24 protein-coding genes are annotated in these 26,817 nt (G+C 61.8%); 7 read left to right on the top strand and 17 right to left on the bottom strand.

All coding sequences use genetic code 11. The annotated features are described in order from the left end of the window. Nucleotides 1-51 precede the first annotated feature (51 nt). The 5 genes from BSU04_RS17550 (at nt 52) to BSU04_RS17530 (ending at nt 8,235) form a co-directional block, all read left to right on the top strand. The gene (locus BSU04_RS17550; protein WP_089161802.1) at nt 52-783 is read left to right on the top strand and encodes a response regulator; all 732 of its coding nucleotides are present in this window, start codon (nt 52-54) and stop codon (nt 781-783) included. Continuing rightward, nucleotides 776-2,089 carry an ATP-binding protein gene (locus BSU04_RS17545; RefSeq protein WP_306427199.1) on the top strand — a complete coding sequence of 438 codons (1,314 nt, stop codon included), beginning with the start codon at nt 776-778 and terminating at the stop codon, nt 2,087-2,089. The genes BSU04_RS17550 and BSU04_RS17545 overlap by 8 nt, the downstream gene beginning before the upstream one ends. 270 nt (nt 2,090-2,359) lie before the next feature. Continuing rightward, nucleotides 2,360-3,601, top strand: a complete 1,242-nt coding sequence (locus BSU04_RS17540; RefSeq protein ID WP_089161801.1) for an efflux RND transporter periplasmic adaptor subunit — start codon at nt 2,360-2,362, stop codon at nt 3,599-3,601. 12 nt (nt 3,602-3,613) lie between these two features. After that, nucleotides 3,614-6,805, top strand: a complete 3,192-nt coding sequence (locus BSU04_RS17535; RefSeq protein WP_089161800.1) for an efflux RND transporter permease subunit — start codon at nt 3,614-3,616, stop codon at nt 6,803-6,805. Then, nucleotides 6,802-8,235 carry an efflux transporter outer membrane subunit gene (locus BSU04_RS17530; protein WP_089161799.1) on the top strand — a complete coding sequence of 478 codons (1,434 nt, stop codon included), beginning with the start codon at nt 6,802-6,804 and terminating at the stop codon, nt 8,233-8,235. Before BSU04_RS17535 ends, BSU04_RS17530 begins: the two co-directional genes overlap by 4 nt. A gap of 47 nt (nt 8,236-8,282) precedes the next feature. On the opposite strand, the gene BSU04_RS17525 is transcribed toward BSU04_RS17530, so the two are convergent. From BSU04_RS17525 to BSU04_RS17475, 11 genes are all read right to left on the bottom strand, one after another. After that, nucleotides 8,283-8,993 (bottom strand): YceH family protein, encoded by a 711-nt coding sequence (locus tag BSU04_RS17525; RefSeq protein ID WP_089161798.1) that lies wholly within the window; start codon nt 8,991-8,993, stop codon nt 8,283-8,285. A gap of 157 nt (nt 8,994-9,150) precedes the next feature. Further along, nucleotides 9,151-9,564, bottom strand: a complete 414-nt coding sequence (locus BSU04_RS17520) for a DoxX family protein (protein ID WP_089161797.1) — start codon at nt 9,562-9,564, stop codon at nt 9,151-9,153. Nucleotides 9,565-9,806: 242 nt separating this feature from the next. After that, nucleotides 9,807-10,160 carry a RidA family protein gene (locus BSU04_RS17515; RefSeq protein ID WP_089161796.1) on the bottom strand — a complete coding sequence of 118 codons (354 nt, stop codon included), beginning with the start codon at nt 10,158-10,160 and terminating at the stop codon, nt 9,807-9,809. Between the two features lie 60 nt (nt 10,161-10,220). After that, the gene (locus tag BSU04_RS17510; RefSeq protein WP_256982927.1) at nt 10,221-11,357 is read right to left on the bottom strand and encodes an NAD(P)/FAD-dependent oxidoreductase; all 1,137 of its coding nucleotides are present in this window, start codon (nt 11,355-11,357) and stop codon (nt 10,221-10,223) included. Next, nucleotides 11,350-12,744, bottom strand: a complete 1,395-nt coding sequence (locus BSU04_RS17505) for an FAD/NAD(P)-dependent oxidoreductase (protein ID WP_089161794.1) — start codon at nt 12,742-12,744, stop codon at nt 11,350-11,352. Before BSU04_RS17505 ends, BSU04_RS17510 begins: the two co-directional genes overlap by 8 nt. Continuing rightward, complete coding sequence (locus tag BSU04_RS17500) at nt 12,734-13,102, bottom strand: (2Fe-2S)-binding protein (protein WP_089161793.1); 369 nt, start codon at nt 13,100-13,102, stop codon at nt 12,734-12,736. The genes BSU04_RS17505 and BSU04_RS17500 overlap by 11 nt, the downstream gene beginning before the upstream one ends. 111 nt (nt 13,103-13,213) lie before the next feature. Beyond that, nucleotides 13,214-14,356 carry an NAD(P)/FAD-dependent oxidoreductase gene (locus BSU04_RS17495; protein ID WP_089161792.1) on the bottom strand — a complete coding sequence of 381 codons (1,143 nt, stop codon included), beginning with the start codon at nt 14,354-14,356 and terminating at the stop codon, nt 13,214-13,216. Beyond that, nucleotides 14,353-15,150 carry an ABC transporter permease gene (locus BSU04_RS17490; protein WP_089161791.1) on the bottom strand — a complete coding sequence of 266 codons (798 nt, stop codon included), beginning with the start codon at nt 15,148-15,150 and terminating at the stop codon, nt 14,353-14,355. The genes BSU04_RS17495 and BSU04_RS17490 overlap by 4 nt, the downstream gene beginning before the upstream one ends. 13 nt (nt 15,151-15,163) lie before the next feature. Beyond that, nucleotides 15,164-16,036 (bottom strand): ABC transporter permease, encoded by an 873-nt coding sequence (locus BSU04_RS17485; RefSeq protein ID WP_089161790.1) that lies wholly within the window; start codon nt 16,034-16,036, stop codon nt 15,164-15,166. After that, complete coding sequence (locus BSU04_RS17480) at nt 16,023-17,102, bottom strand: ABC transporter ATP-binding protein (protein ID WP_089161789.1); 1,080 nt, start codon at nt 17,100-17,102, stop codon at nt 16,023-16,025. The genes BSU04_RS17485 and BSU04_RS17480 overlap by 14 nt, the downstream gene beginning before the upstream one ends. Nucleotides 17,103-17,154: 52 nt before the next feature. Next, nucleotides 17,155-18,234 carry an ABC transporter substrate-binding protein gene (locus tag BSU04_RS17475; protein WP_089161788.1) on the bottom strand — a complete coding sequence of 360 codons (1,080 nt, stop codon included), beginning with the start codon at nt 18,232-18,234 and terminating at the stop codon, nt 17,155-17,157. 134 nt (nt 18,235-18,368) lie between these two features. On the opposite strand from BSU04_RS17475, the gene BSU04_RS17470 reads away from it, so the two are divergent. After that, nucleotides 18,369-19,292, top strand: coding sequence for a LysR substrate-binding domain-containing protein (locus tag BSU04_RS17470; protein ID WP_089161787.1), 924 nt, complete (start codon nt 18,369-18,371; stop codon nt 19,290-19,292). 49 nt (nt 19,293-19,341) lie between these two features. Here BSU04_RS17470 and BSU04_RS17465 read toward each other — a convergent pair whose 3' ends face one another. The 6 genes from BSU04_RS17465 to BSU04_RS17440 form a co-directional block, all read right to left on the bottom strand. Further along, nucleotides 19,342-20,490 (bottom strand): porin, encoded by a 1,149-nt coding sequence (locus BSU04_RS17465; RefSeq protein ID WP_089161786.1) that lies wholly within the window; start codon nt 20,488-20,490, stop codon nt 19,342-19,344. A 155-nt stretch (nt 20,491-20,645) separates the two neighbouring features. Next, nucleotides 20,646-21,470 (bottom strand): quaternary amine ABC transporter ATP-binding protein, encoded by an 825-nt coding sequence (locus BSU04_RS17460; RefSeq protein WP_089161785.1) that lies wholly within the window; start codon nt 21,468-21,470, stop codon nt 20,646-20,648. Nucleotides 21,471-21,504: 34 nt separating this feature from the next. Beyond that, nucleotides 21,505-22,461 (bottom strand): ABC transporter permease, encoded by a 957-nt coding sequence (locus BSU04_RS17455; RefSeq protein WP_089161784.1) that lies wholly within the window; start codon nt 22,459-22,461, stop codon nt 21,505-21,507. A 48-nt stretch (nt 22,462-22,509) separates the two neighbouring features. After that, nucleotides 22,510-23,547 (bottom strand): ABC transporter substrate-binding protein, encoded by a 1,038-nt coding sequence (locus BSU04_RS17450; protein WP_089161783.1) that lies wholly within the window; start codon nt 23,545-23,547, stop codon nt 22,510-22,512. A gap of 59 nt (nt 23,548-23,606) precedes the next feature. Continuing rightward, complete coding sequence (locus tag BSU04_RS17445; RefSeq protein ID WP_089161782.1) at nt 23,607-24,833, bottom strand: M24 family metallopeptidase; 1,227 nt, start codon at nt 24,831-24,833, stop codon at nt 23,607-23,609. A gap of 18 nt (nt 24,834-24,851) precedes the next feature. After that, the gene (locus tag BSU04_RS17440) at nt 24,852-25,739 is read right to left on the bottom strand and encodes a HalD/BesD family halogenase (protein ID WP_089161984.1); all 888 of its coding nucleotides are present in this window, start codon (nt 25,737-25,739) and stop codon (nt 24,852-24,854) included. A 130-nt stretch (nt 25,740-25,869) separates the two neighbouring features. On the opposite strand from BSU04_RS17440, the gene BSU04_RS17435 reads away from it, so the two are divergent. Beyond that, nucleotides 25,870-26,772: a LysR substrate-binding domain-containing protein gene (locus tag BSU04_RS17435; protein WP_089161781.1), complete on the top strand. Its 903-nt coding sequence runs from the start codon at nt 25,870-25,872 to the stop codon at nt 26,770-26,772. Nucleotides 26,773-26,817: the final 45 nt, after the last annotated feature.

Below are 26,817 nucleotides of genomic sequence, written 5' to 3'. Positions count from 1 at the left end.
GCTTCGATTGCACCTTACAAAGCTCGTCAAGGGCGCGTCCAGGCTCAAGCCATGTCCAACAGCGAAACCCGAATCCTTCTAGTCGACGACGACGCCGCACTACGCGGCTTGCTGCAGGCTTTTTTCGATGAACGCGGCCTCTTGGTCACGTTCCGCGAAGACGCGCGCGACCTGAATCAGGTGGTGATGCGCGAACGCCCGTCGATCATCGTGCTGGACCTGATGATGCCCGGCATCGACGGCCTGACGGCGCTCACCCGGCTGCGCGCGGATAACGACGATACCCCAGTCATCATGTTGACAGCGCGTGCGGACGATATCGATCGCGTCGTTGGCCTGGAAATGGGTGCGGACGATTACCTCGGCAAGCCCTTCATGCCGCGCGAGCTGCTTGCGCGTATCAACGCGGTGCTGCGCCGCCAGGGCGTAGGCCGGTCTCCAAGCCCGACGAGTCAACGCTCGGAACCGGTGCGTTTCGGGCGCTTCGAACTCGACAACGAGCGCCGCACGCTCACGCGTGACGGCGAACCGCAACGTCTCACCAACAGCGAGCTGCGCCTGCTCAATGTGCTCGTTCGCCATCCGATGGAAACACTGTCGCGCTCGCGGCTGCTCACGCTCTGGTACGGCACGCACGCGGAGGTGACCGAGCGCGGTATCGACGTGCCGATCTGGCGCCTGCGCCAACTGATTGAAGAGGATCCCTCGCAGCCTCGCATCATCCAGACCATGCGGGGTATCGGCTATATGTTCGTGCCGCCGCGAGCCCCCGAAGATGCATAAGCTGCTGCGCCCCCTCAACACGATCTTCGGCCGGCTTGCGCTGCTGTCAGTGGGTCTGCTCGTCATGATGCAACTGACGTGGGTCGTGATCGTCGATCGTGAGCGCGGCATCATTGAGGCGGATCACGTCAGCCGGCTGGTGCGAGTGGTGCTGGATCCGGCGGCGAGCGCGGCCGACGGCTCCAGCGAGCGTCTCGCCGCCGCGCTCGGCCTGCGTCTTGTCGACGCCGGAGCGCGGTCCGCGCCCCTCGGTTGTCCGCCGCCTTGCGCCGATACACACGGTCCATTCGAGACCTCCTTGCGTGCGGACCTGCCGCCGCAGAGCCGCGTGGTGCTTGACCACACCGAGACGATCATGTGGGTGCGTTATGGCCCCTCGTCGCGATGGCTTGTGATCCCGGCCGTCATTCCCCCGGTAAGCCGCTTTCTGAGCGCTAGTGCGCTCATGCTGTTCCTCGCCATTGCTATCGCACTGCTGGGCGCGTGGCAGATTCAGAAGCCCATATTGAGGCTCGCACGGGCAGCACGGGAGTTCAGGTTGGGCCATCGTCCGCCGATGGTCCTGGCCAACGGCCCATCGGAAGTGAAAGGCCTGATTGGCGACTTCAACGAAATGGCCCGTGAATTAAGTGACGCCGAACAGGAACGTGCGGTCATGTTGGCCGGCGTGGCCCATGACCTGCGCGCGCCCATCACACGCATCCAGGTCCGCGCAAACCTTGTACCGGACGCCACTGCGCGCAACGGATTTTTCCACGACACTGAGTCGCTTGCGCAGATCGTCACGCAATTCCTCGACTTCGCCCGCGACACCGAAACAGATGCGCACGCGCCGTGGATCTCAGTGAATGCGTTCTGCCGTTCGCACTACGCGGAAGCTGAAGCGAATGTCGATGTCGACGGCCACGACGTGCTCGCACGCGACCCGCTCTTCATACTCGAGCTGCAGGCGGGCGACGACTTCCGCCTGCCTGCTGTCGAACTGGACCGGATACTCTCCAACCTCGTGGAAAACGCCTTCACCTACGGCGCGCCGCCGCTTTGCATCGCGACGTCGCGTAGTAACGGGCATGACCGCCTGAGCGTGCGCGATCATGGCAAAGGCATGCCCGAAGCCCACTTCGCGCGAGCGCTCCGGCCCTTCGTGCGGATCGATCCCGCCCGCGGCGGCGACGCGCACTGCGGTCTGGGCCTGACCATCGTGCGGCGCCTCACGCGTCGATATGGCGGCGACCTGTCCATGCGCAATGCCGACGGCGGCGGCCTCTGCGTCGTACTCGAGTTCCCATTGCGCGTGCGCGCCTGACACTGTTGCCGCGTACTCGTGCGCGCCCGCTCGCGGCTATGTTACATCGTGTAATCAGTCCCTAAGCCATCGTAAGACGCTGCTCGTTAAGCTCCTCTCATCCCTTGCCGCTGGCATGGCGTTGCGCGGTTTTCTCCGAGCCCCGGTGGCACGGTCGAACGCCTCTCGAGGCAACCCTCCTTCGCTTTCCCTCGCGTTTTTCGAAAGACCTGCGCATCGATGTCTGCCCGGCGGCCCTTTGTCGAACCTTGATCGAAGGATGCTCAGCGCATGACCAGAATAATCCATCAGATATCCTTAATTCCTGGCGGGGCCACGCGATCGCTACGCACACGGGCACTCGTAGCCGCCGCCGCTGCGGTGGCCACGTTTTCGCTCGCCGCTTGCGGCGACAGCGGTTCACAGCGTCCGCCACAGGGCGTACCTCAAGTCGGCGTTCAAACCATCACCCCGCATCCAATTGTCGCCAGCACTGAACTGTCCGGCCGCCTGTCCGCCGTACGCGTGGCCGATGTCAGGCCACAAGTACAGGGCATCGTCATCAAGCGGCTCTTCACCGAAGGCTCGATGGTCGCAGCGGGCGCCGTGCTCTACCAGATCGATCCGGCCACCTACCAGGCGAGTTACGACCAGGCCGTCGGAACGCTCGTGAAGGCACAAGCCACGGCCGACGCCGCGCAAACCAAGGCGACGCGTTACGCGGATTTATCGAAGATAGACGGCGTCAGCAAGCAGGACTACGACGACGCCATTTCGTCGCTGCAGGAAGCAAAGGCCGACGTGATCGCCGATCGCGCGTCATTGAAAACCGCCGCCATCAATCTGGGATACACGAAGATCGTGGCGCCCATCGCCGGGCGTATCGGCAAGTCGAGCGTGACTGAGGGCGCGCTTGTCACGGCCGAGCAGACTACGGCGCTCGCCACCGTTCAAGCGACCGGCGAGATGTACCTCGATGTCACCCGTTCATCGGTCGACTGGCTGCGGCTGCAAAAGGAATTCGCGAGCGGCCAGTTGCAGCAGGCGGGCAGCGACGGCGCGGTCGTGCATCTCGTGATGGAAGACGGCAGTGACTATGCGCATGCCGGCAAGCTGCTGTTCTCGGATATCACCGTCGACGCCACCACCGGTTCGGTCACGTTGCGCAGCGTGTTCCCCAATCCGGAAGGTGCGCTGTTGCCGGGGATGTTTGTGCGGGCCCGGCTCGAAGAAGGCGTGAACCAGCAGGCGATCACGGTGCCGCAACTGGCGGTGTCGCGTGCATCGGATGGCTCGGCTAGCGTGCTCACCGTCGGCACGGACGGCAAGGTCGCGCAGACCGCGGTCACCGCCAACAACGCCAACGGCGCGGACTGGGTCATCACGAGCGGCCTGAAGGCCGGCGACCGGGTGATCGTGTCGGGGTCGCAGAAAGCGCACACCGGCGCGCTCGTCAATGCGGTCGAAAGCGCCTCCCCTTCCGATTCAAATTCCGATGCCCCTGCTACGGCCGCGTCGGCAACCCGCAGTTAAAGCGAGAACCTCATGGCAGGCTTTTTCATCAACCGACCGATTCTCGCGTGGGTCATCGCCATCGTCATCATGATGGTGGGCGCGGCGTCCATCCGCACGCTACCCGTCGAGCAATATCCGAGCGTCGCGCCGGTGTCCGTGCAGATCACGGCGTCCTATCCCGGCGCTTCCGCCGAAACCGTGGCGACCACGGTCACGCAGGTGATCGAACAGAAGCTGAGCGGTATCGACAACCTGCTGTACATGTCTTCCACCAGCAGCTCCGCTGGGACGGCGACCATCACGCTCACCTTCCAGCAGGGCACGAACGCGGACATCGCACAGGTGCAGGTGCAGAACAAGGTGGAGCAGGCAAGCTCGTCATTGCCGCAGACCGTGCAGAACCAGGGCGTGCAGGTCGCCAAGGCGGCCAGCTCGTTCCTGATGATCGTCTCGCTCTCGTCCTCCGACGGCAGCATGAATTCCATCGATCTCGGCAACGTGATCGCCACGCAAATCGAAGACCCGCTGACGCAGATCGACGGCGTGGGCGACGTGACGCTGTTCGGAGCGCAGCACGCCATGCGCGTATGGCTCGACCCGGTCAAGCTGCAGGCGGTGGGTCTGAGCGCAAGCGACGTCACCACCGCCATCACCAACCAGAACGTGCAGCTATCGGTCGGCCAGATCGGCGGTTCACCTTCGACGAAGACGCAAGCCATCAACGCCACTATCTCCGCGTCGAGCTTGCTCACCACGCCCGCCGAGTTCGGCTCGATCCTGCTCCGGGTGAACACGGACGGCTCGAAGGTGCTGCTAAGCGACGTGGCGCGCGTGGAAGTAGGCGGCGACGATTACAGCACTGACTCGCGGCTCAACGGCAAGCCTGCCGCCTCGCTCGCAGTCAAGCTCGCAAGTGGCGCGAACGCAATGAGCGTCGCGAAGGCAGTGCGTGCAAAGCTCGAACAGTTGACCCCGCAGTTGCCGCGTAGTGTGGTAGTCGACTATCCGTACGACACCACGCCGTTCGTGCGTATCTCGATTGAAGAGGTGGTGAAGACGCTGATCGAAGCGGTGATGCTGGTGTTCGTCGTGATGTATGTGTTCCTGCAGAACCTGCGCGCAACGCTGATCCCGACCATCGTGGTGCCGGTGGCGCTGCTCGGTACGTTCGCGGTGATGTCGGCGGTGGGCTTCTCCATCAACGTGCTCTCGATGTTCGGGCTCGTGCTTGCCATCGGCTTGCTGGTGGACGACGCAATCGTGGTGGTCGAAAACGTCGAACGATTGATCGCGGAGGAACAGCTCTCGCCGCTCGCGGCGACACGTAAAGCGATGAAACAGATCACCGGCGCGCTTGTCGGTATCACGACCGTGCTGATCGCCGTGTTCATTCCGATGGCCTTCTTCCCCGGTTCCACGGGCGCGATCTACCGGCAGTTCTCGATCACGATCGTGGCAGCCATGCTGCTTTCCGTATTCCTCGCGCTCACGCTCACTCCCGCGCTATGCGCGACGCTGCTCAGGCGCTCAGACGTGGAGCATCACGAGAAACGCGGCGTGCTCGGCTGGTTCAACCGCGTGCTTGCGCGCGGCACCGACCGCTACTCGACGGGTGTATCGCGCGTGGTCGGCAAGCCCATGCGTTATCTTGTGATCTATGCGCTGATCGCAGGCGTGGTTGTGCTGCTCTTCACGAAGCTGCCATCGTCCTATCTACCCGAAGAAGACCAGGGCATCATCATTACGTCCATCTCGACGCCGGTCGGCACACCTTCCGCGAAAACACTCGAGACCGTCAAGCAGGTTGAGGCCTACTATCTCGGCTTACCGCAGGTGGACAAGATCATCGCGCTCACGGGGTTCAGCTTCAACGGCTCGGGCCAGAACAACGCGCTCGCATTCGTCAAGCTCAAGGACTGGAGCACGCGCCGTGGCAAGGACGGACAGGCGTCGTCGATCATCCTGCACGCGAACATGCATTTCGCAACGGCCGCACGCGACGCGCAGATCTTCGCGCTCAACCCGCCTGCGATCCAGGAACTCGGCACGCAGAGCGGGCTCGACTTCGAACTCGAAGATCGCGCGGGTCAAGGCCACGACAAGCTGATGGCCGCACGCCGCGAGCTGATGGCGCTGGCCGCGAACAACAGCCTGCTCTCTGGCATGCGTCCCGGCGGTCTCGACGATACCCCGCAGTTCCACGTCGATATTGATCGCGAGAAGGCCAGCGCGCTCGGACTTTCCGTTGCCGATGTGAACGACACGCTGGGGACGGCGTTCGGCTCGACCTACGTGAACAATTACGTCGATACAGGCCGCATTCAGAAGGTGTATGTGCAAGCCGATGCGCCGTACCGGATGATGCCTTCGGACATCGGACGCTGGTACGTGAAGGCGAGCACATCAAGTACGTCGAGCACGACCAGTAGCACCAGCAGCAGCACGACAACAAGCGCCACGAATTACGACGGTCAAATGGTGCCCTTCTCGGCATTCGCCACCGGCAAGTGGACCTTCGGGCCGCCGCAGATCGAGCGTTTCAACCGCACGCTTGCGATGGAAATCACGGCACAGACGGGCGCTAACGCAAGCACCGGCCAGGCGATGGATGCAGTCGAAGCACTCGTCAAGAAACTGCCTGCCGGTTTTGGCATCGACTGGACCGGGCAGTCCTATCAGGAACGCCTGGCCGGTTCGCAAGCGATCTACCTGTATGCAATATCGCTGATCGTGGTGTTCCTGTGTCTCGCGGGTCTCTACGAGAGCTGGTCCATTCCGATCGCAGTGATTCTGGTGGTGCCGCTCGGCGTGCTGGGAGCCGTGCTCGGCGCACATCTTCGTGGCCTTCCAGACGATATCTACTTCAAGGTCGGTCTGCTCGCGACCATCGGTCTGTCGACAAAGAACGCGATTTTGATTGTCGAATTCGCGAAGGATTTGCAAGCGCAGGGACGCAGCCTGATCGACGCTACGCTTGAAGCGGCGCGCCTGCGCTTGCGGCCGATCCTGATGACCTCGCTCGCATTCATATTCGGCGTGCTGCCGCTTGTGATCAGCACGGGCGCCGGGTCGGCGAGCCGTCACGCGATTGGCACAGGCGTGATGGGCGGCATGATTGCCGCCACCGTCCTGGCGATCTTTTTCGTACCGGTGTTCTTCGTCGTCGTGCGACGTTTGTTCGGCGAGCACGGCCACACCACGCATAACGAAGGTGAACAATGATGAGGCTCAAACTGGGTGTTCGCCTGCTGTCGCTCGCGATCGCGACAATGGTGACGATCACCGGCTGCACGCTCGACCCGCATTACGAGCGGCCCGCCGCACCGGTGGCCGCGGTCTATCCGCAAGGTGACGGTTACGAAAGCACGACAGCCGCGCAGAAGACCGCCGTGGATGCGTCAAAAACGCTAGCCGTCGATACCCAATGGCGCGCGTTCTTTCGCGATCCGCGTCTGCAAACGCTGATCCAGATCGCTCTCGACAATAACCGTGATCTGCGCGTCGCTGCGCTGAACGTGGCGGAATACGAGGCCCAATATCGCATCACGCGTGCGGCGCTTGCACCATCAATTTCCGCGAGCGGCGGCGTGACGCGCGAACGCACCTTAGGTGCAACCAGCGTATCGAACGATCTCAACATTGGCACTACTTCGTGGGAAATCGACTTCTTCGGGCGTCTGCGCAGTCTCAAGCGGCAAGCGCTGGAGAACTATCTCTCGACTGAGGCATCACGTCAAAGTACCCGCATCAGCCTGATCGCAACGGTGGCGACCGACTACCTGACTTGGCTCTCAGACGAGCGGTTGCTGAAGATCACGCAAGACACGGTGGCAGCCGACCAGGCCACCTACGACGTCACGAAGCGCATACAGGAGCTGGGCAACTCCTCGCTGCTCGATGTGCGGCAAGCGCAGAACACGCTGGCCAGCGCACAGGCAAGTCTGGCGTCATACAGGCGGGCCGTGGCTCAGGACCGCAACAATCTGGTCGCGGTGCTTGGTGCGCCGATCCCGGACGACTTGCCGCCCGCGCCCGCCTTCGACCAGGCCACCGGCACGTCGATGTTCGCCGAGATCGATGCAGGTTTGCCTTCGACCCTGCTCACGCGCCGGCCGGATATTGAAGAGGCGGAACATGCGTTGAAAGCGGCGAACGCGAACGTGGGTGCGGCACGGGCGGCGTTCTTCCCAAAGATAGAACTGACGGCGAGCGCGGGATCGTCGAGTTCGACGCTATCTGGTTTGTTCAAGGCTGGAACGGGCGCCTGGGCGTTCGCACCGACCGTGTCCCTGCCGATCTTCGACTATGGCAGCAACAAGGCGTCGCTGGACGTTGCAAAGATCGAAAAGAACATCGAGATTGCCGACTATGAAAGCGCGATCCAGACAGCGTTCAAGGAGGTATCGAATGCGCTGACGGCGCGAGCAACGTATATCGATCAAGTGAACGCGGATCACGATTATGTGAGCTCTGCGCAGAGCTATTACACGATTGCACAGGCGCGGTACAAGGCAGGCACGGACAGCTTCCTGACGTTCCTCGATGCACAGCGCACGCTCTATACCGCGCAGCAGCAGTTGGCGTCCGACACGCTGTCGCAGCAGTCCAATCTCGTGACCTTGTACAAGGTACTGGGCGGCGGCGTGCAGTGACAACGGGTAGGTACGCGATGCCGTTGTGCACGCGCATCGCGTAATACTTAAGACTGGCCGTCCGTTTTATCGAGGGTGATCCCCAGTTCGGCCGCCATATGTTCAACCATCGTCCGCAGGCGGACCAACTCCTCGCCGAGCCGCTTGTGGTCGGCTTTGAGAATCTCGAACTCGGTGTAAGAAACGGAGTCGTCGACAGCACCAGCGGCCGACGCTTCACTCGCACTTACACTCACTTCGCCGCATAACAAATGCGCCCAGCGGCTTTCGCGCTCGCCCGGCGTGCGCGGCAACTTCACGACACGCGGCGGCTCGTTGGCGGCGAGTTCATCGAGGAACGCCTCGACCGACGAGATATCGGCGAAACCATGCAGGCGCGCGGCGTTCAGGCGTAGTTCGGCCGCTGTCTGGGGCCCGCGCAGCATGAGCGTGGTGAGCAACGCAGCGGCCTGGCTGGGAATGCCCAGCACGCGGTTCATGTTGTGCTCGAAGCGCGGTACGCGGCTGCTGCTGCCTTCGAACACCAGGCTGAGGCGTTTCAGGTCGTCGACGGTCGTGAGGACATCGGCGTCGGTGACGTTCATCACCGGGGAGCGCGCGGTCTTCTGGTTGCAACCGGATGTCAGCGCATTGACCGACAGCGGGTAAGCATCAGGAACCGTATGCTGTTTTTCGACGAGGACGGCCAACACGCGCGCCTCGAGCGGCGTCAAGGTGCGCATGGCGGGGCGTGAGGGAGCATCGGGAGTGGAATTCATGCTTGACGTCGCTGGGTGCAGATACGGGTATTCGGACCGGGCGTTACGCCCGGCGGAGGATGTCTATAGGCGCTTAACCAGCCCGGTGAAGAGCCCTATGATATCCGCCCTGCCCAGTCCCGAGAATACGTCGTTGATTGACGAGCTCAGGACGCGCCTACTTTCGATCGACGGAATACTTCCCCGCGCCCGTCACGCACAAGAGCAGCAGGCCGCCCATGATGCTGATGTTCTTGTAGAAGTTGATCATGTTGGCCATCTGCTCGGCACCCGTCATGGTCCAGAAGTGGTGTCCGATGAGCGCCGTGCCCAGCGTGTACAACGCAAAGAGAAGCGCGAGCGGCCGGGTGTAGAAGCCGGCCACAATTGCCATGCCGACAAAAAACTCCATGACGACCGCGATGATGGCCGAGAGCGTGGGGAACGGTGCGCCTTCCGTGGCCATGTAACCGACCGTGCCTGAGAACCCGGTCAACTTGCTCCAGCCGAAGATCACGAAGAGGATCATGAGCAGTACGCGCGCGATCAGAATCAATTCGTCTTTACGTTGCTCGAACAAGGTGTATCGCATGATGGCTTTCCTTTGGAAAGAGCACGACCGTACACGGGGAGGCGGCGCTCAACGAGCGCCAGTCGAACAGTAGCATCGCTATGTTGCAGCAGGCAAACAGCAGGATTGTTTCTATAAGGGAGTGAAGCGGGCAGTGAAGCGGGCAGTGAAGCGGCAGTGAATGACATGCGGGAGGTTCTGAACGGACGGCAGGATAGCCACTGAGTTCAGCGGCTATCGCTCTTATATTTTCCCCCGCGAAATCACGCCAGCGCAGTCACCGTAATCTCGACCAGCAGATCCGGCGCGGCCAGCTTGGACTCCACCGTCGCGCGTGTCGGCGCACAACCCGGCGCGACCCATGCATCCCACACTTCGTTCATGCCCGCGAAGTCGCGGCCGATATCCGCCAGCCAGACCTGCGCCGACACCAGCCGCGTTTTATCGATACCCGCCTGTGCGAGATAGCCGTCGATCTTCGCAAGAACCTGTTGCGTCTGACCTTTCACATCGAGCGTGCGGTCATTCGACGTTTGTCCACCGACGAACACCAGCCCTGCAGCCTTCACAACACGGCTCATCCGTTGATTGGTTTCGATCCTGACGATATCGTTCATAAGTATTCCTTGTTTATTCAAAGTAACCATCAATCAGCATGACGCAATCATGTGTCATCTCTATGCCGCCGCGACACCTTTGAACCGGTCGATGGCAAACGCATCCAGCGGCAACGACGCTACACCGTCCAGCACCAGCTCGGACACCAGCTTCCCACATCCCGGCCCAAGCTGAAACCCGCTGCCGCAATACCCGAACGAATAGGTCAGGTTGGACGCACGCCGGCTAGGCGAGATCACGGGCAGCGAGTCGTCGGTGAAAGCTTCCACACCGGCCCATGCGCGATTGATACCGAGATTGCGCAAGTGCGGAAACAGATCGACAACCGTATTCGCGCTCTTCACCAGCCGCGCGAAGTCTACTTCACCGTGACGTCCCGGGAGGTCCGCAATCCCGATCAGCTTTCCGCCAATCACCACCGTGCCGTTATCGAATTGCTTGAACGACAAAGGCCGTCCCGTTGCACCGAGCGTCGCACGGCAGAACGGCGCTGCCCGGTGCGTGACCATCAGCATCAACCCTTCCGGATGAACCGGGACCGGCTCGCCCACTTGCTGCGAGAGCTCGCCCGCCCACGCCCCGGCCGTAACCACCAGCTTCGCGGCAGAGAACACACCCGATGGCGTATGCGCGAACCAGCGCTCGCCCTTCTGTTCGATCCGCGTCACCGGCGTGCCTTCATGGAACACGGCGCCATGACGCTCCGCCGCCAGCCGAAACGCGGTCGTTGTCCGGAACGGCAACGCGTAACCATCGCGTTCGACCCAGATGCCACCGGTCACATGCGGCGTGATCGCCGGCTCCAATTCAAGCACGGTCCCACGGTCGATGATTTTCTCATGCGTGAAGCCATGCGCCTCGAGCAGCGCCACGCGTTCACGGCATTCATCGAGTTCGGCTTCGGTCTCGGCAATCTTCAACTGGCCCGACGCCACGAAACCGGCATCGTCGCCAATTGTATCGACGATGTTGTGCCAGATCTCCCGCGACATCAGCGCCAGCGGAATCTCGGGCAATGGCCGGCCAAGCGTGCGCACGCCGCCCGCATTGACGCCCGATGCATGGCGACCGACATAGTCGGCTTCCAGCACGGTCACGTTCACCCCGCGACGTGCGATATGGAATGCGCTGCTCGATCCATGCAGCCCACCGCCGATCACCAGCACGTCCGACTCATTGGCTACGGGTTTATTCACCGGCCAGTTCTCCGAGCGTAAGCGGTTTGATCGGCGGACGGATGCGATAGTAGCCGATGGTCTCGGGAGGCACGCTACGTGCATCCGCGATCACTTCAGTCACGGTCAATCCGCACAAGCGGCCTTGACATGGGCCCATGCCGCATCGGCCGAATGACTTCGCCTGGTTAGGCCCGAGGCAACCGAGCTTCACGAAACTCCGAAGTTCGCCGGCCGTCACTTCCTCGCAGCGGCACACGATCACCTCGTCCTTCGGCACACGATTTTCATCGCGCGGACGATAAAGACTGTCGAGGAAAGGGCGAATACGCATGACATCGGCCAGTCGGCGAAGCAGCGGTGCGGCGCTGCGATTACGCGCGGCGGTATCAATCACGCCAAGCTGCGCAGCAATCGCCAGCGCCGTCACTTTGCCTTGCGTCTCTGCCGCCTGTGCGCCGCCAATACCACTGCCATCGCCCGCAACAAAGATTCCAGGGACATCGAGCTCGCCCCATTGATCGGTGACGGGCGCGAAGCATAACTGCGCGTCATCCCACTTATGCGATGCCCTGAGCGAAAGCGTGAACTGCGTATTCGGCACCACGCCCTGATGCAGCAGGATCACGTTGGCCTCGATCCGATGCGACACGCCCCGCACCGAAAAATTCAGCGCGCGCGCCCGTTCGGAACCGTCTTCATCGATACCGCTTTCCACCCGGAGGTCATCGGCGGCTTCATGCATTGGCACGCCTGCTTCGCGCAACGTGCGCATCAACTGCAGGCCCTTGCTCAGATACGGCCACGCTCGCAAAGCCGACAACATGTGCCGCTTGGCGCGCCAACGGTCCTCGTGACGCGTGGTATCCACCAGCGCGCGAATGGGAACGCCCGCTCGGACATACTGCCATCCGAGCAAGTAAAGCAGCGGTCCGCAGCCAACGAGTATCGCCGGTTCGGCGGGCACTTCACCCGCGCTTTTCAGCAGGATCTGTGCGGCACCGGCGGTCATCACGCCGGGCAGGGTCCAGCCGGGAATGGGGAAGGGACGTTCGAGCGCGCCGGTCGCGAGCACCACGCGCCGAGCCTCGAAGCTGCTGACCTTGCCGTCCTTGAGGTAGTGCACCGTCCGCTCGCGCGTGACTTGCCAGACCGACGCGTTCGGCGCATACCGCGCGCCGGAGCGCGCAAACTCGCTCGCCAGCGCCGCACCCGCGACATAGTCCGCGCCGAGGATGGTGCGGCGTTGCGCGTCGCTGCGTTCGATCGCGCGATAGATCTGTCCGCCCACCGCTTCCTGTTCATCGAGCAGGACCACGGACAGCCCCGCTCTCGCAGCCTGGGTTGCGGCAGCGAGCCCGGCAGGTCCGGCGCCGATCACGGCGACATCGATAGTATCAGCGGCCATGAGCGTTCTCCACCGGATTCAAGTCCGACAGCGGCGGCAGATCGCGCGCGCCCTCTTGCGAATGAATACGCATGCCGTCCTGCACCGTGACGAGACAACTCTGCCGGCTCGGCATGCCGTCGATCTCGACCAGGCATTCGAAACACGCGCCCATCATGCAATACGGTGCACGGGGCGCGCCGGACACGGGCGTCGCGCGAAACCTCTGGACTCCAGCGGCGAGCAATGCGGCGGCAACCGAACGGCCGCCGGGCACGCTGAGCGGCTGGTCGTTGAACCAGATCTGGATAGTGGCGTCGGCCTGTGCATCGGTGCCGGGCGCCGGCGAGAGCACTCTGAATAGCGGTTTTGAAGTCATAGTCGGACAGGTCGAAGCAAAGCGGAATGTCGGCGTTCAGGATGCATCGCGTGGAACAGGCAACAGCGAACCGTTGTTACCGGAGCCGATGCAAGCGATACGTTTGAGCGGCTAGTGAGCATGGCTGGTCGTATGATCGGCGGCGAGAAAACGGCCACCCCGGAATGCGGCAAGTTCATCGGGGATCGGACCGCCTGTGATCCACGGAGCGATGCGCATCGCGTGCGCTGCCGCCAGCGTCACGCCGCTGTGACACGTCACGACAAACGCGCCGGGATACTGCAGCGACTGCTCGTAGATCGGGAAACCGTCCGGGCTGTAGACGCGCAGCGCCGCCCACGTGCGGACCAGCCGCACGTTCTTCAGCAAGGGAAACGCACGCACGCCGCGCCGCGCGATGGTCGAGAGCACGTCGGCCGTGGTGAAGTCGTTGTAGCCGACCTCTTCCATGGAGTCGCCGAACTGCACCGAGCCTTCATCGGTCTGGCGCACGTTGATGGTCGGGTAATGCAGGAACGGTGCGACCCGTTCACTGACCAGCACCTGTCCGCGATTCGGCGCAACTGGCGCGTGCAGACCCACCTGGGCGCTGAGCGCGCGGTTGCCAAGGCCTGCTGACAAGACGACCTTCGGCGCGCGCCACACAGCGTTCTTGCCGTGCACGGCGAAGCCGTTCGTTTCGGGAACAATGCGGCCGATGTCTTCGTCGTTGACGAACTTCACGCCGCGCCGCTGCATGGCGTCGTGCAGCGCACGCAGCAGCTTGAGCGGATTCACATGGCCGTCCATGGGCGTATAACTTGCGCCGATCACTTCAGGTCCCACGGCGGGAAGACGTTCGCGCAACGCCTGCGCGTCGAGCAATTGATACGGATACTCGCCGCCAAGTTCTGCCTGCAACGTGGACAGTCGTTTTTCGCGCTCGGCCATTTCCTCATCGGAGAAACACAGGTGGAAACCGCCCGGCTGTTTCAGCGAGACATCAATACCGGTTTCTTCGAGTAACGCCGCCGCGAGCCCAGGCCACAGCCGCGACGAACTGCGCGACCAGCGCGCGTAGGGCGACAAACCGTAGCCTTTACCCTGCACCCACACCAGCCCGAAATTGCCGCGCGACGCGCGAAAGCCGCCGTCACCCTGGTCCAGCACGGTTACCTTTGCACCTTCGCGCGCCAGCCCGTAAGCCACCGCGGTTCCTACCAGCCCACCCCCGACCACCAGCACGTCGGGACTGTCGACTGAATGACCTCTCATCGTGTTTCTCCAATCAGGACGCGGTCCAGACCCACCATCCGGTCGAGCACCAGCATCAATACAATCGTACCGACGATCAACACGGTCGACACGGAGGCCACCAGTGGATCGATCGTCTGCGCGATCTGGTTGTACATCGCGACGGGCAGCGTGGTCGTGCCAGGCGTCGCGACAAAAATGGTCATCGTGAGTTCGTCGAAACTCTGGATGAACGCCAGCACCCAACCGCCCGCCACGCCGGTACGGATCATCGGCAGCACGACGCGGCGAAAGGCCGTAAAGCGGCTCGCGCCACATGACAATGCCGCGCGTTCGGCGTCGCGATCAAGACCAATAGCCGATGACAACGCCAGGCGCAACGCATAGGGCAACACAATGATCACATGCGTCGCGCAGAGCGCCCAGAACGAACCGCCGAGGCCGAGCAAGCTCAGGAATCGCAGGAACGCGATGCCGAGCACGACAGCGGGAATCATCATGGGCGAGAGGAAAAAGCCAGTCAGCGCAGCGCGGCCGGGAAAACGATAACGAGCGATGGCCAGCGCCGCCGGCAACGCGAGCGCTACCCCGACCGTGGCCGCCACCAGCGCGAGGCGCACCGAGAGCCAGAAGGCATCCACCATCTGGTCGTTGGCCAGGATCGCCCTGAACCAGCGCAGCGACGCGCCGTCGAACGGCAGCGAGATAAAACCCTTGTCGGTGAACGAGACCGCAATCACGACAACCAGCGGCGCCGCGATGAACGCGAGAAACAGCGCGTTGAACAGCAGGCCCAGGAATCCGTTTTGTTTCATGACGTCTCCCGGTTCAGTCGAAGATATGCTTGAAGCGGCGCTCGGCCAGGCGGCTGCAGCCCAGGACAATGGCCACATTGGCGATCAGCAGCAGGACAGCGATCGTCGCCCCCAGAGGCCAGTTCAGCGTGCCGAGGAACTCGTCGTACGCGGCGGTCGCGACCACTTTGAGACGGCGTCCGCCGATCAACGCGGGTGTCGCGAAAGCCGATGCGGACAGCGCGAACACAATGATCGATCCAGACAGCACGCCTGGCAGGATCTGCGGCAGCACCACGCGCCGGAACACGCGAAACGGCGATGCGCCCATCGACCGGCCGGCCCATTCCACTTGTGGGTCCAGTTTCTGCAACGTCGCCCATACCGACATCACCATGAAGGGCACCAGCACGTGCGTCAGCGCGATCACGACCCCCGTCATGGTGAAGACAAGACGGATAGGCTCCGACGTAATGTGAAGCGCCTGCAGCGCGTTGTTCAGCACGCCGTTATTGCCCAGCAGGATTTGCCAGCCGAGCGTGCGCACAACAACCGATATCAACAGCGGACCAAGCACGACGAGCAGGCAGATGGACTGCCACGGACGTTTCATTCGCGCGAGCACGATGGTCTCGGGCACGCCAAGCAAGATGCAGAGGAACGTCACCGTGAACGCCATGCCTGCGGTGCGGGCGAAGATTGCGCCGTAGTAGGGATCGGTGATGACTTCGAGGTAGTTGCGCAGCGTGTAGGTCGCGAGCGTGCCCTGGCTGTCGCTGAATACATGGAAGGACAACACGAGCGTCAACAGTAGCGGCACCAGAAGCAGGCTGCCGAACAGCAGCAATGCGGGGGCAGACAGGAGCCACGGCGCGGCGCCCGCGCGCTCGGGATCAAGCGTTGCCATGGTTTCCCTCCTTCTGCAGCACACGCAAGTCGTCATCCGACCAGGCCACGCCGACCTCCGCGCCTTCATCGGGCGGCGGCGCGCCGTTGTTCGGCTGGGCCACGCTCAGTTGCCCAAGGCCGGTATCGATCAGCAGAAGCCACTGGTTGCCGGTGAACACGCGCGTAGTGATGCGGCCGGTAGCACGAACACCCGCTGTATCGACGGCCGCGAGATGAACTTTCTCCGGACGGATATACACGTTCACCTCGCCCTGAACATGGCGCCCTTCGTGCGGCACCTTGAGCGTGGTGCCAGCGACATTGACTTCAGCACAGCGCGCGTTGCGTTGCAGCACCGCGCCCGGCAGCAGATTGGTCTTGCCAAGAAATGCCGATGCGAACGGCGTCTCCGGCCGCTCGTACGCTTCAAACGGGGTGCTTAATTGCGCGATCGTGCCGCGATGCATCACCGCAATGCGATCGCTCATCGTCATGGCTTCGACCTGATCGTGCGTGACGAGAATGGTGGTAATGCCCAGACGCTTCTGGATCGAGCGCAATTCGATGTGCATTTCCTCACGCAGCTTGGCGTCGAGATTGGACATCGGTTCGTCGAGCAACAGCAGTTCGGGGCGCATCGCGAGCGCACGGGCAATTGCGACGCGTTGCCGCTGGCCACCCGACAACTCTTTTGGATAACGCCCGCCCAGTCCGTTCAGACGCACCAGGTCGAGCGCTTCGGCCACGCGTTCGGCACGTGCCGCGCGTTTCATGTTGCGCATCTCGAGACCGAAGCCGACGTTGCCGTTCACGGTCATATGCGGAAACAACGCATAGCTCTGGAACACGACGCCCATGCCGCGTTTCTCCGGCCGTTCATGCGTGATGTCGCGGCCGTCGAGCAAGATGGTGCCGGTGCTCGGCGTCACAAAACCCGCGACCATCTGCAAGGTCGTGGTCTTGCCGCAACCGGAGGGGCCGAGCAGCGACAGGAACTCACCCCGTTCAACGTCAAGGTCGATCTGTTCGATCGCGGTGAAATCACCGTAGCGCTTCGAGATGCCTTTGAGAGTCAGAAAGCTCATGTGCGTCCGTGGGTTGAGGTCGGCGGTCGGTGTTTGAATCCAGGCGCGCGGCTCACCGCTCCACGCTGCGGTTCCAGCGTTCGGTCCACTCGGTCCTATGCTGGTTGATCGTCGCCCAGTCCACCGCGACGAGCTTCGAGATCTGCTCAGGACCATACGGCACGCGCGCCGCCACTTCAGGCGTCAGTTGCACGGTCTTGTTGACCGGACCCAGGCCGATCGCCTGCGCCTGGATCATCTGCACTTGCGGGCTCAACAGGTACTGGATGAACTGCTGCGACAACGCGGGCTGCGCATTCTCGGCCACCGCGCAAGCGCCGACCTGCAGCGCGACGCCGCCTTCTTTCGGGTAGAAGAACTTCAGCGGAAAACCTGTGTTTTGCAGCGCAACGGCGCGGCCGCTGCCATACGGTGCGAGGATGACGTCGCCGCTTTGCATCAGGCCGTCCATCTCGCCCGGCGTCGGTGCCCACGACAGCACGTCTGGTGCGACCTGCTTGGTCATCGCGGTGAAACCCGGGTCGATGTTTTTCTCACCGCCGCCATTCATGCGCGCCAGCATGACGAGCGCATGCAGGCCGTAAGTGTTGGTGATAGGCGGCATGCCGAGCTTGCCCTTCAGGCGCTTGTCGTACAGCACGCTCCAGGAATCCGGCGCGGGCAGGCCCATCTTCTTGAATGCATCCGCGTTATAGCCAATTCCCGTCGCGACCATGCCGACACCGACCGAGGTCGGACCAAGACGCGCGAGCGGATACAGGTCCTTCATCACGGGCGCTTCCTCGACCTTCGCGCACAAACCCATCTGCATCGCCTGGTACATCGGGCCGTCATCCATCACCGCCACGTTGATCTGCTGATGCCCTTTTTGCGCCTGCAATTTCGCGAGCGTGTCGCTGGAATTACCCGCAACGTAGACGATCTTGACGTCGTGCGCTTTCTCGAACGGCGGGATGATCTTCTCGCGATACATGGTTTCGTTCGAGCCGCCGACGTTCGCCACATACAGGGTAGTCTCGGCGTGCGCCAGCAGCGATCCCGACAACGCCCCGGCACAGCCGAGCGCGGCCAGCAGGGGCCGCAGATACGAACGAGAAGACGACGAGCAACGGGTTTGCTGCAGTTGTTTCATGTGCGATTCTCCAGACTATGCAGGTCGGACGCTTGAGGAATGTGGCCAGGAGAAATTATTTTGTCCGCCGCAGGGCATATCGTCCAATAAGAATAAAATAGCTATCCATACAAGGATGATATGGGTTTCGCTCAATGAATCTTAAGCATATAGAGGCGTTCCGGGCGGTCATGCTGGCGGGTTCGATGACCGCCGCAGCCAAGGAATTGTTCACGTCGCAGCCCAATATCAGCCGCCTGATCACGCAACTGGAGCGCGAAACTGGACTCTTGCTGTTTCAGCGCAGCGGTGTCCGGCTGATTCCAACCAGTGAAGGGAACGCATTTTTTCGTGAAGTGGAACGCGCTTATGTGGGCCTGCAGGGACTGACCAATGCCGCGGCTCAAATCAAGAACCTGGGGACCGGGAGATTGCGCATTGCAGCAATGCCGTCGGCGGGAATGACACTCGTGCCACATGCGATCCAGCGCTTCCAGGCATTGCATCCGGAAGTCACCATCTCGCTGCACGTGAACACCTCAGGCACCGTCAATCACTGGACGAGTTCGCAGTTCTGCGACCTTGGGGTCGCGATCTATCCCAGCGAGGCGTCCAATTGCGAGGTCGAGTTGTTATCGAGGGTGGCCGCGGTAGGCGTGCTGCCTGCGGGTCATCGGCTGGCGAAGAAGGCGTCGCTCAAGCCAAAGGATTTTCAGGGGGAGCCGTATATATCGCTGTGTCATGGCGACGGCACACGCGCTCAGATGGACGAGGTCTTCGCACATGCTGGCGTTGAACGGGTGCTGGCAATCGAGGCCCAATACTCCGCCATCTGCTGCGAGATGGTTCGCTGCGGCATGGGCGTGACGTTGTCGCATCCCATCGTTGCGCAGGATTTTGCCGGTCCCGGCATCGAGATCCGTCCATTCACGCCTGCGGTCCTGTTTCCCATTTATTTGCTGTTTCCCCCGCATCAGCCGCGGACTCGTCTGACCATGGAATTCGTCGACATACTGCGAAAGACCCACGACGATCGGCTGGCGGCAATGGATAAGCCGGAGCCGTTGAAGCGGGCTTGAGCGAAGAAGCGCCCAGGCGCCCCCCGCGCCCGCCCGGGAGCCCCCGCACTCAGAATGCGTGCCGTATCGCGAGCCGCACGACAACCTGCTTCGACGTGGACGAAGCGTCCGCCGCGCCCGGCACATACGCCTGATCCAGCGCGGTCCGGGTGCTGTCGCCGCCGACGGACTGGAAGGCCGCCTGCGCGTAGACATCAGTACGCTTGGACAGCAGGTAGTCGGCCATCAACCCCGCCGACTGATAATTCGGGTGAGCCGTGCCGGTGCTGGCGTTATCGGTGGCACGGGTATAGACATACTGTGCGCCGACAAAAAACGCGGGGGTGAATTGATATTTGCCGTTGATCTCGAAGTTGTTGAACTTGAGCGACGATATCGACCCGCCTGCCGGCACGATCGACCCCGTGATATAGGTCGTGGAAGTCGGGTCGGACAGGTTGGTGTTCGTGTACGCAAAGCCTACCGTCGCATTGCCCACGGTGTAGTTGATACCCGCGCCGAAAACGCGCAAGCGCTGCGCGAGGAAGTTCTGGTCGGTCGTCGGAATCGCGCCGCTCGTCGTGCCGGACGGATTGTCTGAGTTCAAGTAAGCGGCCGCAATCAGCAATCCGCCGTAGGTGTACTGCGCCCCCAAGCTCATCAGCCGATTGTTGGCAAAACCCCCAGCTACATTGCTGAATCCATACATGCCGCCGAATTGAAAACCGGCCCATGTCGGACTCGTGTATTTCACCGTGTTATTCACGCGGAATGAATTATCGGTATTGTCGTTATCGTACGGGTGCGCAAACAGATAACCCGCCCAGTTTCCGTTCGCCGTTGTCTGCGCGAGAAAATCGACCACCGAATCATATTGCCGGCCGAGCGTGACGGTTCCGTATGTGGCGTCGCTAATGCCCACGAAAGCCTGCCGCCCGAATTCCAGACCGCCCTGGCCCAACCGTCCGTTGTTCACGTTAAACCCATTTTCAAGCGTGAAGATCGCCTTGAGGCCGCCGCCCAGATCTTCGCCGCCCTTCAATCCCCAGCGGCTGCCCTGCGCATAACCGCTCTGCATTTCATAGGCTTTATTGCCGTTGACGTTATTCGTATAGTCGAACCCTTCGTCGATGACGCCATATAGCGTCATACTGCTTTGGGCATGCGCGCCCGTGACGAACAGGCATGACAAAGTCATGCAGATTGCTTGCTTTTTCATTGATGGCTCCAAAACCATAGACCCGGCGTGTCGCCGGCGTGGACCTGCTTTTTTTATGACGCTTCTTTTATTGATCGCCCAGTACGGGCGTGTGTTTCCAGGACCCTTGTTACGGGCCCTGTCCTGCGCTCAGTCAAATGCGTTAACTGACTTGGTTACGCGACGCGTTCCGCACGCCGCTCGACGAACCGGCGGACATAGTCGTTCGCGGGGAAACGCACTATGTCCTCGGGCGTGCCTTGTTGCACAAGTTCGCCATCGCGCAGAATCGCGATTTGCGTGCCCAGGCGCAACGCTTCATCCAGGTCGTGCGTGATGAAGACAATGGTCTTGTTCAACGTCCTCTGTAACTCGAGCAACTGATCCTGCATCTCGGTCCGGATCAGCGGATCAAGTGCCGAAAATGCCTCGTCCATCAGCAGCACTTCCGTGTCCGCGGCCAACGCACGAGCAAGCCCCACGCGCTGGCGCATCCCGCCCGAAAGCTCGTCGGGAAATTTATCGCCGTAACCGGCCAGGCCCACCTTGCCGAGCCAGGTCCGGGCCTTCTGGTTCGCTACATCGTGACGCTCGCCTCTGACACGCAATGCGTACGCTGCGTTCTCCAGCACCGTTGCATGAGGCAACAGGCCGAAGTTCTGGAACACCATGCTGACGCGATGCCGGCGGAACTCGCGCAGCCCCGCCGCGTTGAGCGACAGGATGTTCTCCCCGTCGATCACGATCTCACCCGCACTCGGATCGATCAGCCGGTTGAAGTGGCGCACGAGCGTGGACTTGCCGGAGCCGGACAAGCCCATGATCACGAAGATCTGACCCGCCTCGATATTCAGGTTAATGTTGTTGAGGCCGACGTTACAGCCGTTGTCGGCGAGCACGTCCGCCTTCGACGCGCCGTGCCTGAGCATGTCGATAACACGTGCATGGGTCATCGTCGGCCCGAAGATCTTGTAGACGTTGCTGACTCGGATAGCTGTCATGTTCGCGCTCCGCGCAAGAAGAGGGGATGGGGGGTCAGACGTGACGCGACGCGGTGTCGCCCGCCGTCTCCGGCTCGCCGAGACCGGCGCTACGCGCACTCTGGCGAGCCTGCACGCGTGCCCTTCTGTTCGCGCTGATCGCCATGCGTGCCCGCCGCTCCTGCCCGTAACCCTGCGAGATCCGGTCGATGACAATCGCCAGGATCACAATGGCGATGCCCGCCTGCATGCCCTTGCCGACATCGAGTGTCTGGATGCCGGCCAGCACGTCTTCGCCGAGGCCGCGAGAACCGATCATTGATGCGATCACGACCATGGACAGCGACATCATGGTGGTCTGGTTGATACCGGCCATGATGCTCGGCCGCGCGAGCGGCAACTGCACGCCTATCAGCATCTGCCAGCGGCTTGTGCCGAAGGAGCGCGCGGCTTCCACCACGTCACCGTCCACCTGCCGGATGCCCAGGTCCGTGAGCCGGATCAGCGGCGGCAGCGAATAGATCACCGTGGCGAAGATGGCCGGCACCTTGCCCAGTCCGAAGAGCATCAGCACCGGGATCAGGTACACGAAGCTGGGCAGCGTCTGCATCACGTCAAGTACGGGCAACAACCCCCGGCGTACCCAGCGGTTCTGCGAGCACAGGATGCCAAGCGGGATGCCCAGCACAATCGACAGAACGGTGGCGACCAGCATCAGCGCAAGCGTCTGCATCAGCTTGTCCCACAGCCCAAACGCGCCGATCGCGTAGAGCAGCAACACGAACAATGCGGCTAGCGAGAGCTTGCGCGTGGCGTGCCAGGCGAGCAGGCCCGCGAATATCAGCAGCAGCCACGGCGGCATGATCCGCAAGCCGCTTTCCAGCGGCACCAGCAGGTATTTCAGCACGACCAGACTGAACGAGTGGAAGGCATCGCCATAGTTCTGGACCAGCAATGCGACCTTTTCGTTGATCGGGTCGGCAAGCGACAGATGCGGAAAGATGGACGTCATGGTTCACTCGTCTTGAGAAGGGTCGCGCGCAGTGGAAAGGGTCCCGTTTTAAGTACCCAGCTTGGCTTGCACCTTGGCCGCTACATCGGCCGGCACCCAGGTCTTCCACATCTCGGGGTGCGTGCGCAGGAACGTGGTGGCCATGGCCGAGCCGTCGATCTTCTTCGAGGTCATCTCAAGAATCGTGCTGTTCAGGAAGTCCATCGGAAAGCTGACTTTCGAGAACATCTCGATGGCTTGGGGTTCGGCTTCGCTGAAGGGCGTCGAGACACCCACCGTGACGTGCGACACCATGTATGACGAAGCACATTGCTTTGTGCTGCTTTCATCGCGCAGGGTCTTCCAGCAGGCGTCGTTATACGGCGGCATCTTGAGTTGGACGAACTTGTATTTCGCCATCAGCGCAGCCGGTCCCCAGTAATAAAAAACCAGCGGCTTGCCGCGCTGATACGCCGATTCGATCGATGCATCGAGCGCTGCGCCCGTGCCCGGATGAAAGTTGGTGTACGACGCGTCGAGGCCAAGCACCTTGAGCAAGCGCGTGTTCACCCGTTCGCAGTCCCAGCCTGTCGGGCAGTTCAGGAAACGGCCCTTTTCCGGTTCTTCATCGTCGGCAAACAGCTCTTTGTATTTCGGCAAGTCAGTGACCGAAACCAAGCCTGGCGCGCTGGCCTTGATGTTGCGGGACGCGTCGCCCTTGATCACGTATTCGGGCACGAACCAGCCCTCGTTCGTGCCGCCCGGGAGCGTGTCGCCTACCAGCTTGACCTTGCCGGCAGCGACCGCTTTGGACGTGATTTCACTGCGGCCGGTCCATTGCTCGGCCCAGACCTGCACGTCGTTGCTTGCCAGCGCGGTCTCGGTGGCGGCCGTGCTGCCCGGCACGACATCTGTAGCACAGCCGTAGCCCTTTTCAAGGATTTGCCGCAGCACTTCAGTCGCAAATGCGCCGCTTTCCCACGTGATACCCGCAAAGTGCACGGTCTTGCCCGAGCTGCAGAATGTCCCTGCGGCATGCGCAGTGCCGGCGGTCGCCGCAACCACGACCAGCGCTGAAATGCTTGCTTTGAAGAATCGTTTGAGCATCGTCTTGCACCTATGGGGGTTCGGGGTTAGTTTGAATAGATAAGCGCGACAGGAGAGGATCAGGCCAGCAACCTGGCTTCGAACGGATAATCCGAGAGCAGCTCGACCCGGCCATCGTCGCGAATGTAGAGCTGCTCCTCCAGCTTCACTCCCTCGCCGCCGGCCTCGTGTCCGATATAGCTTTCTATGCAAAGGGTCATGCCCGGCTCGATCACGCCGTCATAACCCTTGGCCTCGTTGTCCTCTCTATGCACGATGTACGGATACTCGCCCGTCATGCCAACGCCATGCGCAAGCGCGAAATAGCGGCGCGCACGGTATGGCTCGGGAATCTTCCACGCCCGGGCGATGAACTCCTGGAAGGTCGTACCGGCGCGCACGTTTTCCATGTTCGAATGAATCTGCTCGTACGCAAGTTGATAAAGATTCTTTTGCGCGGCTGTCGCCTGCACATCGCCGCAAAGGAACGTGCGCGAGAAATCCGCGTAGTAGCCGAAACGTCCGACCACGTCCGTATCAAGCCCGACGAGTTCGCCTGACTGGATCTTGCGCGGGCTGCTTTCCTGGAACCACGGATTGGTACGCGGCCCCGAACTGATCAAGCGCGTTTCAATGTAGTCGCCATCGGTCGCGATGATGTGCTGATGCAGATGCGACCACAGCTCGTTCTCGCTGATACCCGGCACCAGCGCCGCTTCCAGCTTGCGCACGCCTTCTTCTGCGGCTCGCAGCGAAGCGCGGATCATCTTGATCTCGTTAGGCACCTTGATGGCGCGTGCGCGCTCCAGCGGCTCCTGTGCGTCGAAGACCTGATAGCCGCGCGCCTGCAACGCGAACGCCGCAGCGGACGTCGCGCTTTCGATCGCGATGCGTTTGCCGCCACCGCTTTGTTTCATCAGCTCGTCAATCTCGGCGGCCCAGCGTTCGGTGACCTGGCCGAGCATATCGTCGCAGAAGTAATAGGAAATCGCGGTAGCGGGGCGGACTTCATCGACGGTATCCAGCCCGTCGGCCAGGAAATCGCAGCCTGCGTATTCGAACAGCACGACCTTGCCTTCCGCCGGCACGAACACATAGCGGGCGGGGTTGCGCATCGAATAGACCTGCATGTTGCGCGAGCCGGTGGCGTAGCGCATGTGCGTCGGGTCGAACAAAACAGCTGCGGTCAAATCGCGCTTCTTCAACTCACGGCGTACGGCAGCCAGCCGGTCACGTTGGATCTGCACAATTTCCGCGGCGGTAGGTTCGCAATCTTCAGGAAGATGGGTAGGGCGAATAATCGACATGTGGGGTTTTTAAAAGAGTTAATCGACCAGGCTATCGGCGCGAACGAGCCGTTGCTCGGCTTCCAGATGAGCTTCCGAAACACGGCCGTACAACTGGCGCGTCCGTTCAAGCCGTCCGATCACGCCAGGCTTTTGCGAGTACGCGAAGATGGCCGTGTGGCGCTCGACCTCGCCCGCTACCTGCGTGACGCGGTGCAGCGAAAAGCGGCCCTTGAACAATTGCAGGTCGCCCGGACGCAAGGTGATGATGTTGATGGCTTCGCGAGTTTCCCCCCGTACTACACGGCCGACGCCTTCATAGTTCTCGCCTTGCGGCGTGCGAATGTTCGGGCAGTATTCGAAGTCGCCGCCCGCGGTAGGCTGCTGGGTCATCATCGAAACAATGAATTCGTTCGTGTCGTAATGCCACGGCTGCTCCGTGCCGGGCGGCATCACGTTCTGCACCAAACCCGCATACGGATCGGCGTATTCCCACACCCGCGTTTCGCCCAGGCAATCCGCCACGAAACGTTTCATCGCCTGGGCGACATAGATGCGATGCACGATCGCGTCAGCCGGAATCAGGTCGCGTGTCACGAAACCGCTGGTCCGGTCCATGAAGATGCGGCGCGGATCGGCGTCGGACAGCGCGGGGTCGTCGGCGGTAAAGTAGGCGTTCACCTTACGGGTTGAAAAGTACGTTTTCATGGCCAGCGCGCGACCCTCGTTGCGCGCCCGCTCCAGCGCCTCCGGGCGCAGGAAGTCGTGCAGCACGGCGCTGCCGCTGGCGGCCAGCTCGGCGCGGCAGGCAGCCACCAGATCGTTCAGGCGGGGGCTGTCCGGGTCATGCAGGGGATAGCGGTCGGTGTTGACGATATCGCTGAGATCCAGGCATTCAGCATCGGCAAGTGAGACAGAGAGAACCACGGCAGGCTCCAAATCGATATTTTGGCGAGTGGATTTACAGGGCGACTTCAACAACAATCTGCGAACACAATGTGCGAACGACGGCCCGATCTTTTGGCGGCCAATTTCTTTTGGAAAGCGAGTATTTCCGATGGATTCCATTAGCGAACCCGATTGGTCGAAAATCGCTTCACTCGATGCGGAACTAGTCCGTGCGTTTGTAGTAGTGGCTGAAAGCGGGGGTTTTACGGCGGCGGCGCGCCAGCTTCATCGCACGCAATCGACCATCAGCCTGCGTATCCGGACGCTCGAAGAGCGGCTTGGCGCGCACCTGTTCATGCGCAACAGCCGTCATTTCGCGCTCTCAAGCGATGGCGAGAATTTCCTGATCCACGCGCGGCGGATATTGCAGGTGCAAAACGAGGCGATCGCCTCGCTGACGCGCGGTAGCCGCGGCAATGTGATTCGTTTCGGGCTGCCGGAAGATTATGCGGAGCTGTGGCTGCCGGAATTGCTGCGGGCGTTTTATGAATTGCGCCCCGGTGCAAGGCCGCATATTCATTGCCGGACGTCACTGGAATTGCTGGAGCGGCTGGGTGCGGGTGAACTTGATCTGGCACTGGTCGTGCGGCATGGCGAGCGTGCCGGGGGAAAACCCCTAGCGCGGCAGGAACTGGTGTGGGCGGCACATCGCGATTTCGTGTTGTGCGCGGACGCGCCGGTGCCGCTGGCGCTCTTCGACGAAAGTTGTACTTACAGGCAACGGGGATTGCAGGCGCTGACCGCTATCAGCCGGGATTATCAACTCGTCTATACGAGCCAGAGTCCGACCGGCATCCGCATTGCGGTGAATCATGGCGCGGCGGTGACGATCATCGATCGTCGGACGCTGCCCGCGTGCTGGCGCACGTTCGGCGAATCGGACGGCCTGCCGGCGCTGCCGCCTGCGGAACTGGAGCTTCATGTTGCGCCGACCATGCGGAATGAAGCAACGCGCGACCTGAGCGCGTTGATCGAGACGCTGGTGTCGGAGCATAGCGGCGTGATGGTTTGAGGGCGTGAGGGTTGCTCGAGCCGCTACATCGCTACGCGCTTTCAA

Origin of the sequence: Caballeronia sordidicola, assembly GCF_002220365.1 — a bacterium.
Taxonomy (GTDB): Bacteria; Pseudomonadota; Gammaproteobacteria; order Burkholderiales; family Burkholderiaceae; genus Caballeronia; species Caballeronia sordidicola_C.
The sequence above is the reverse complement of the archived record's forward strand: the minus strand, read 5'-3'. Positions and strand labels throughout refer to the sequence as shown.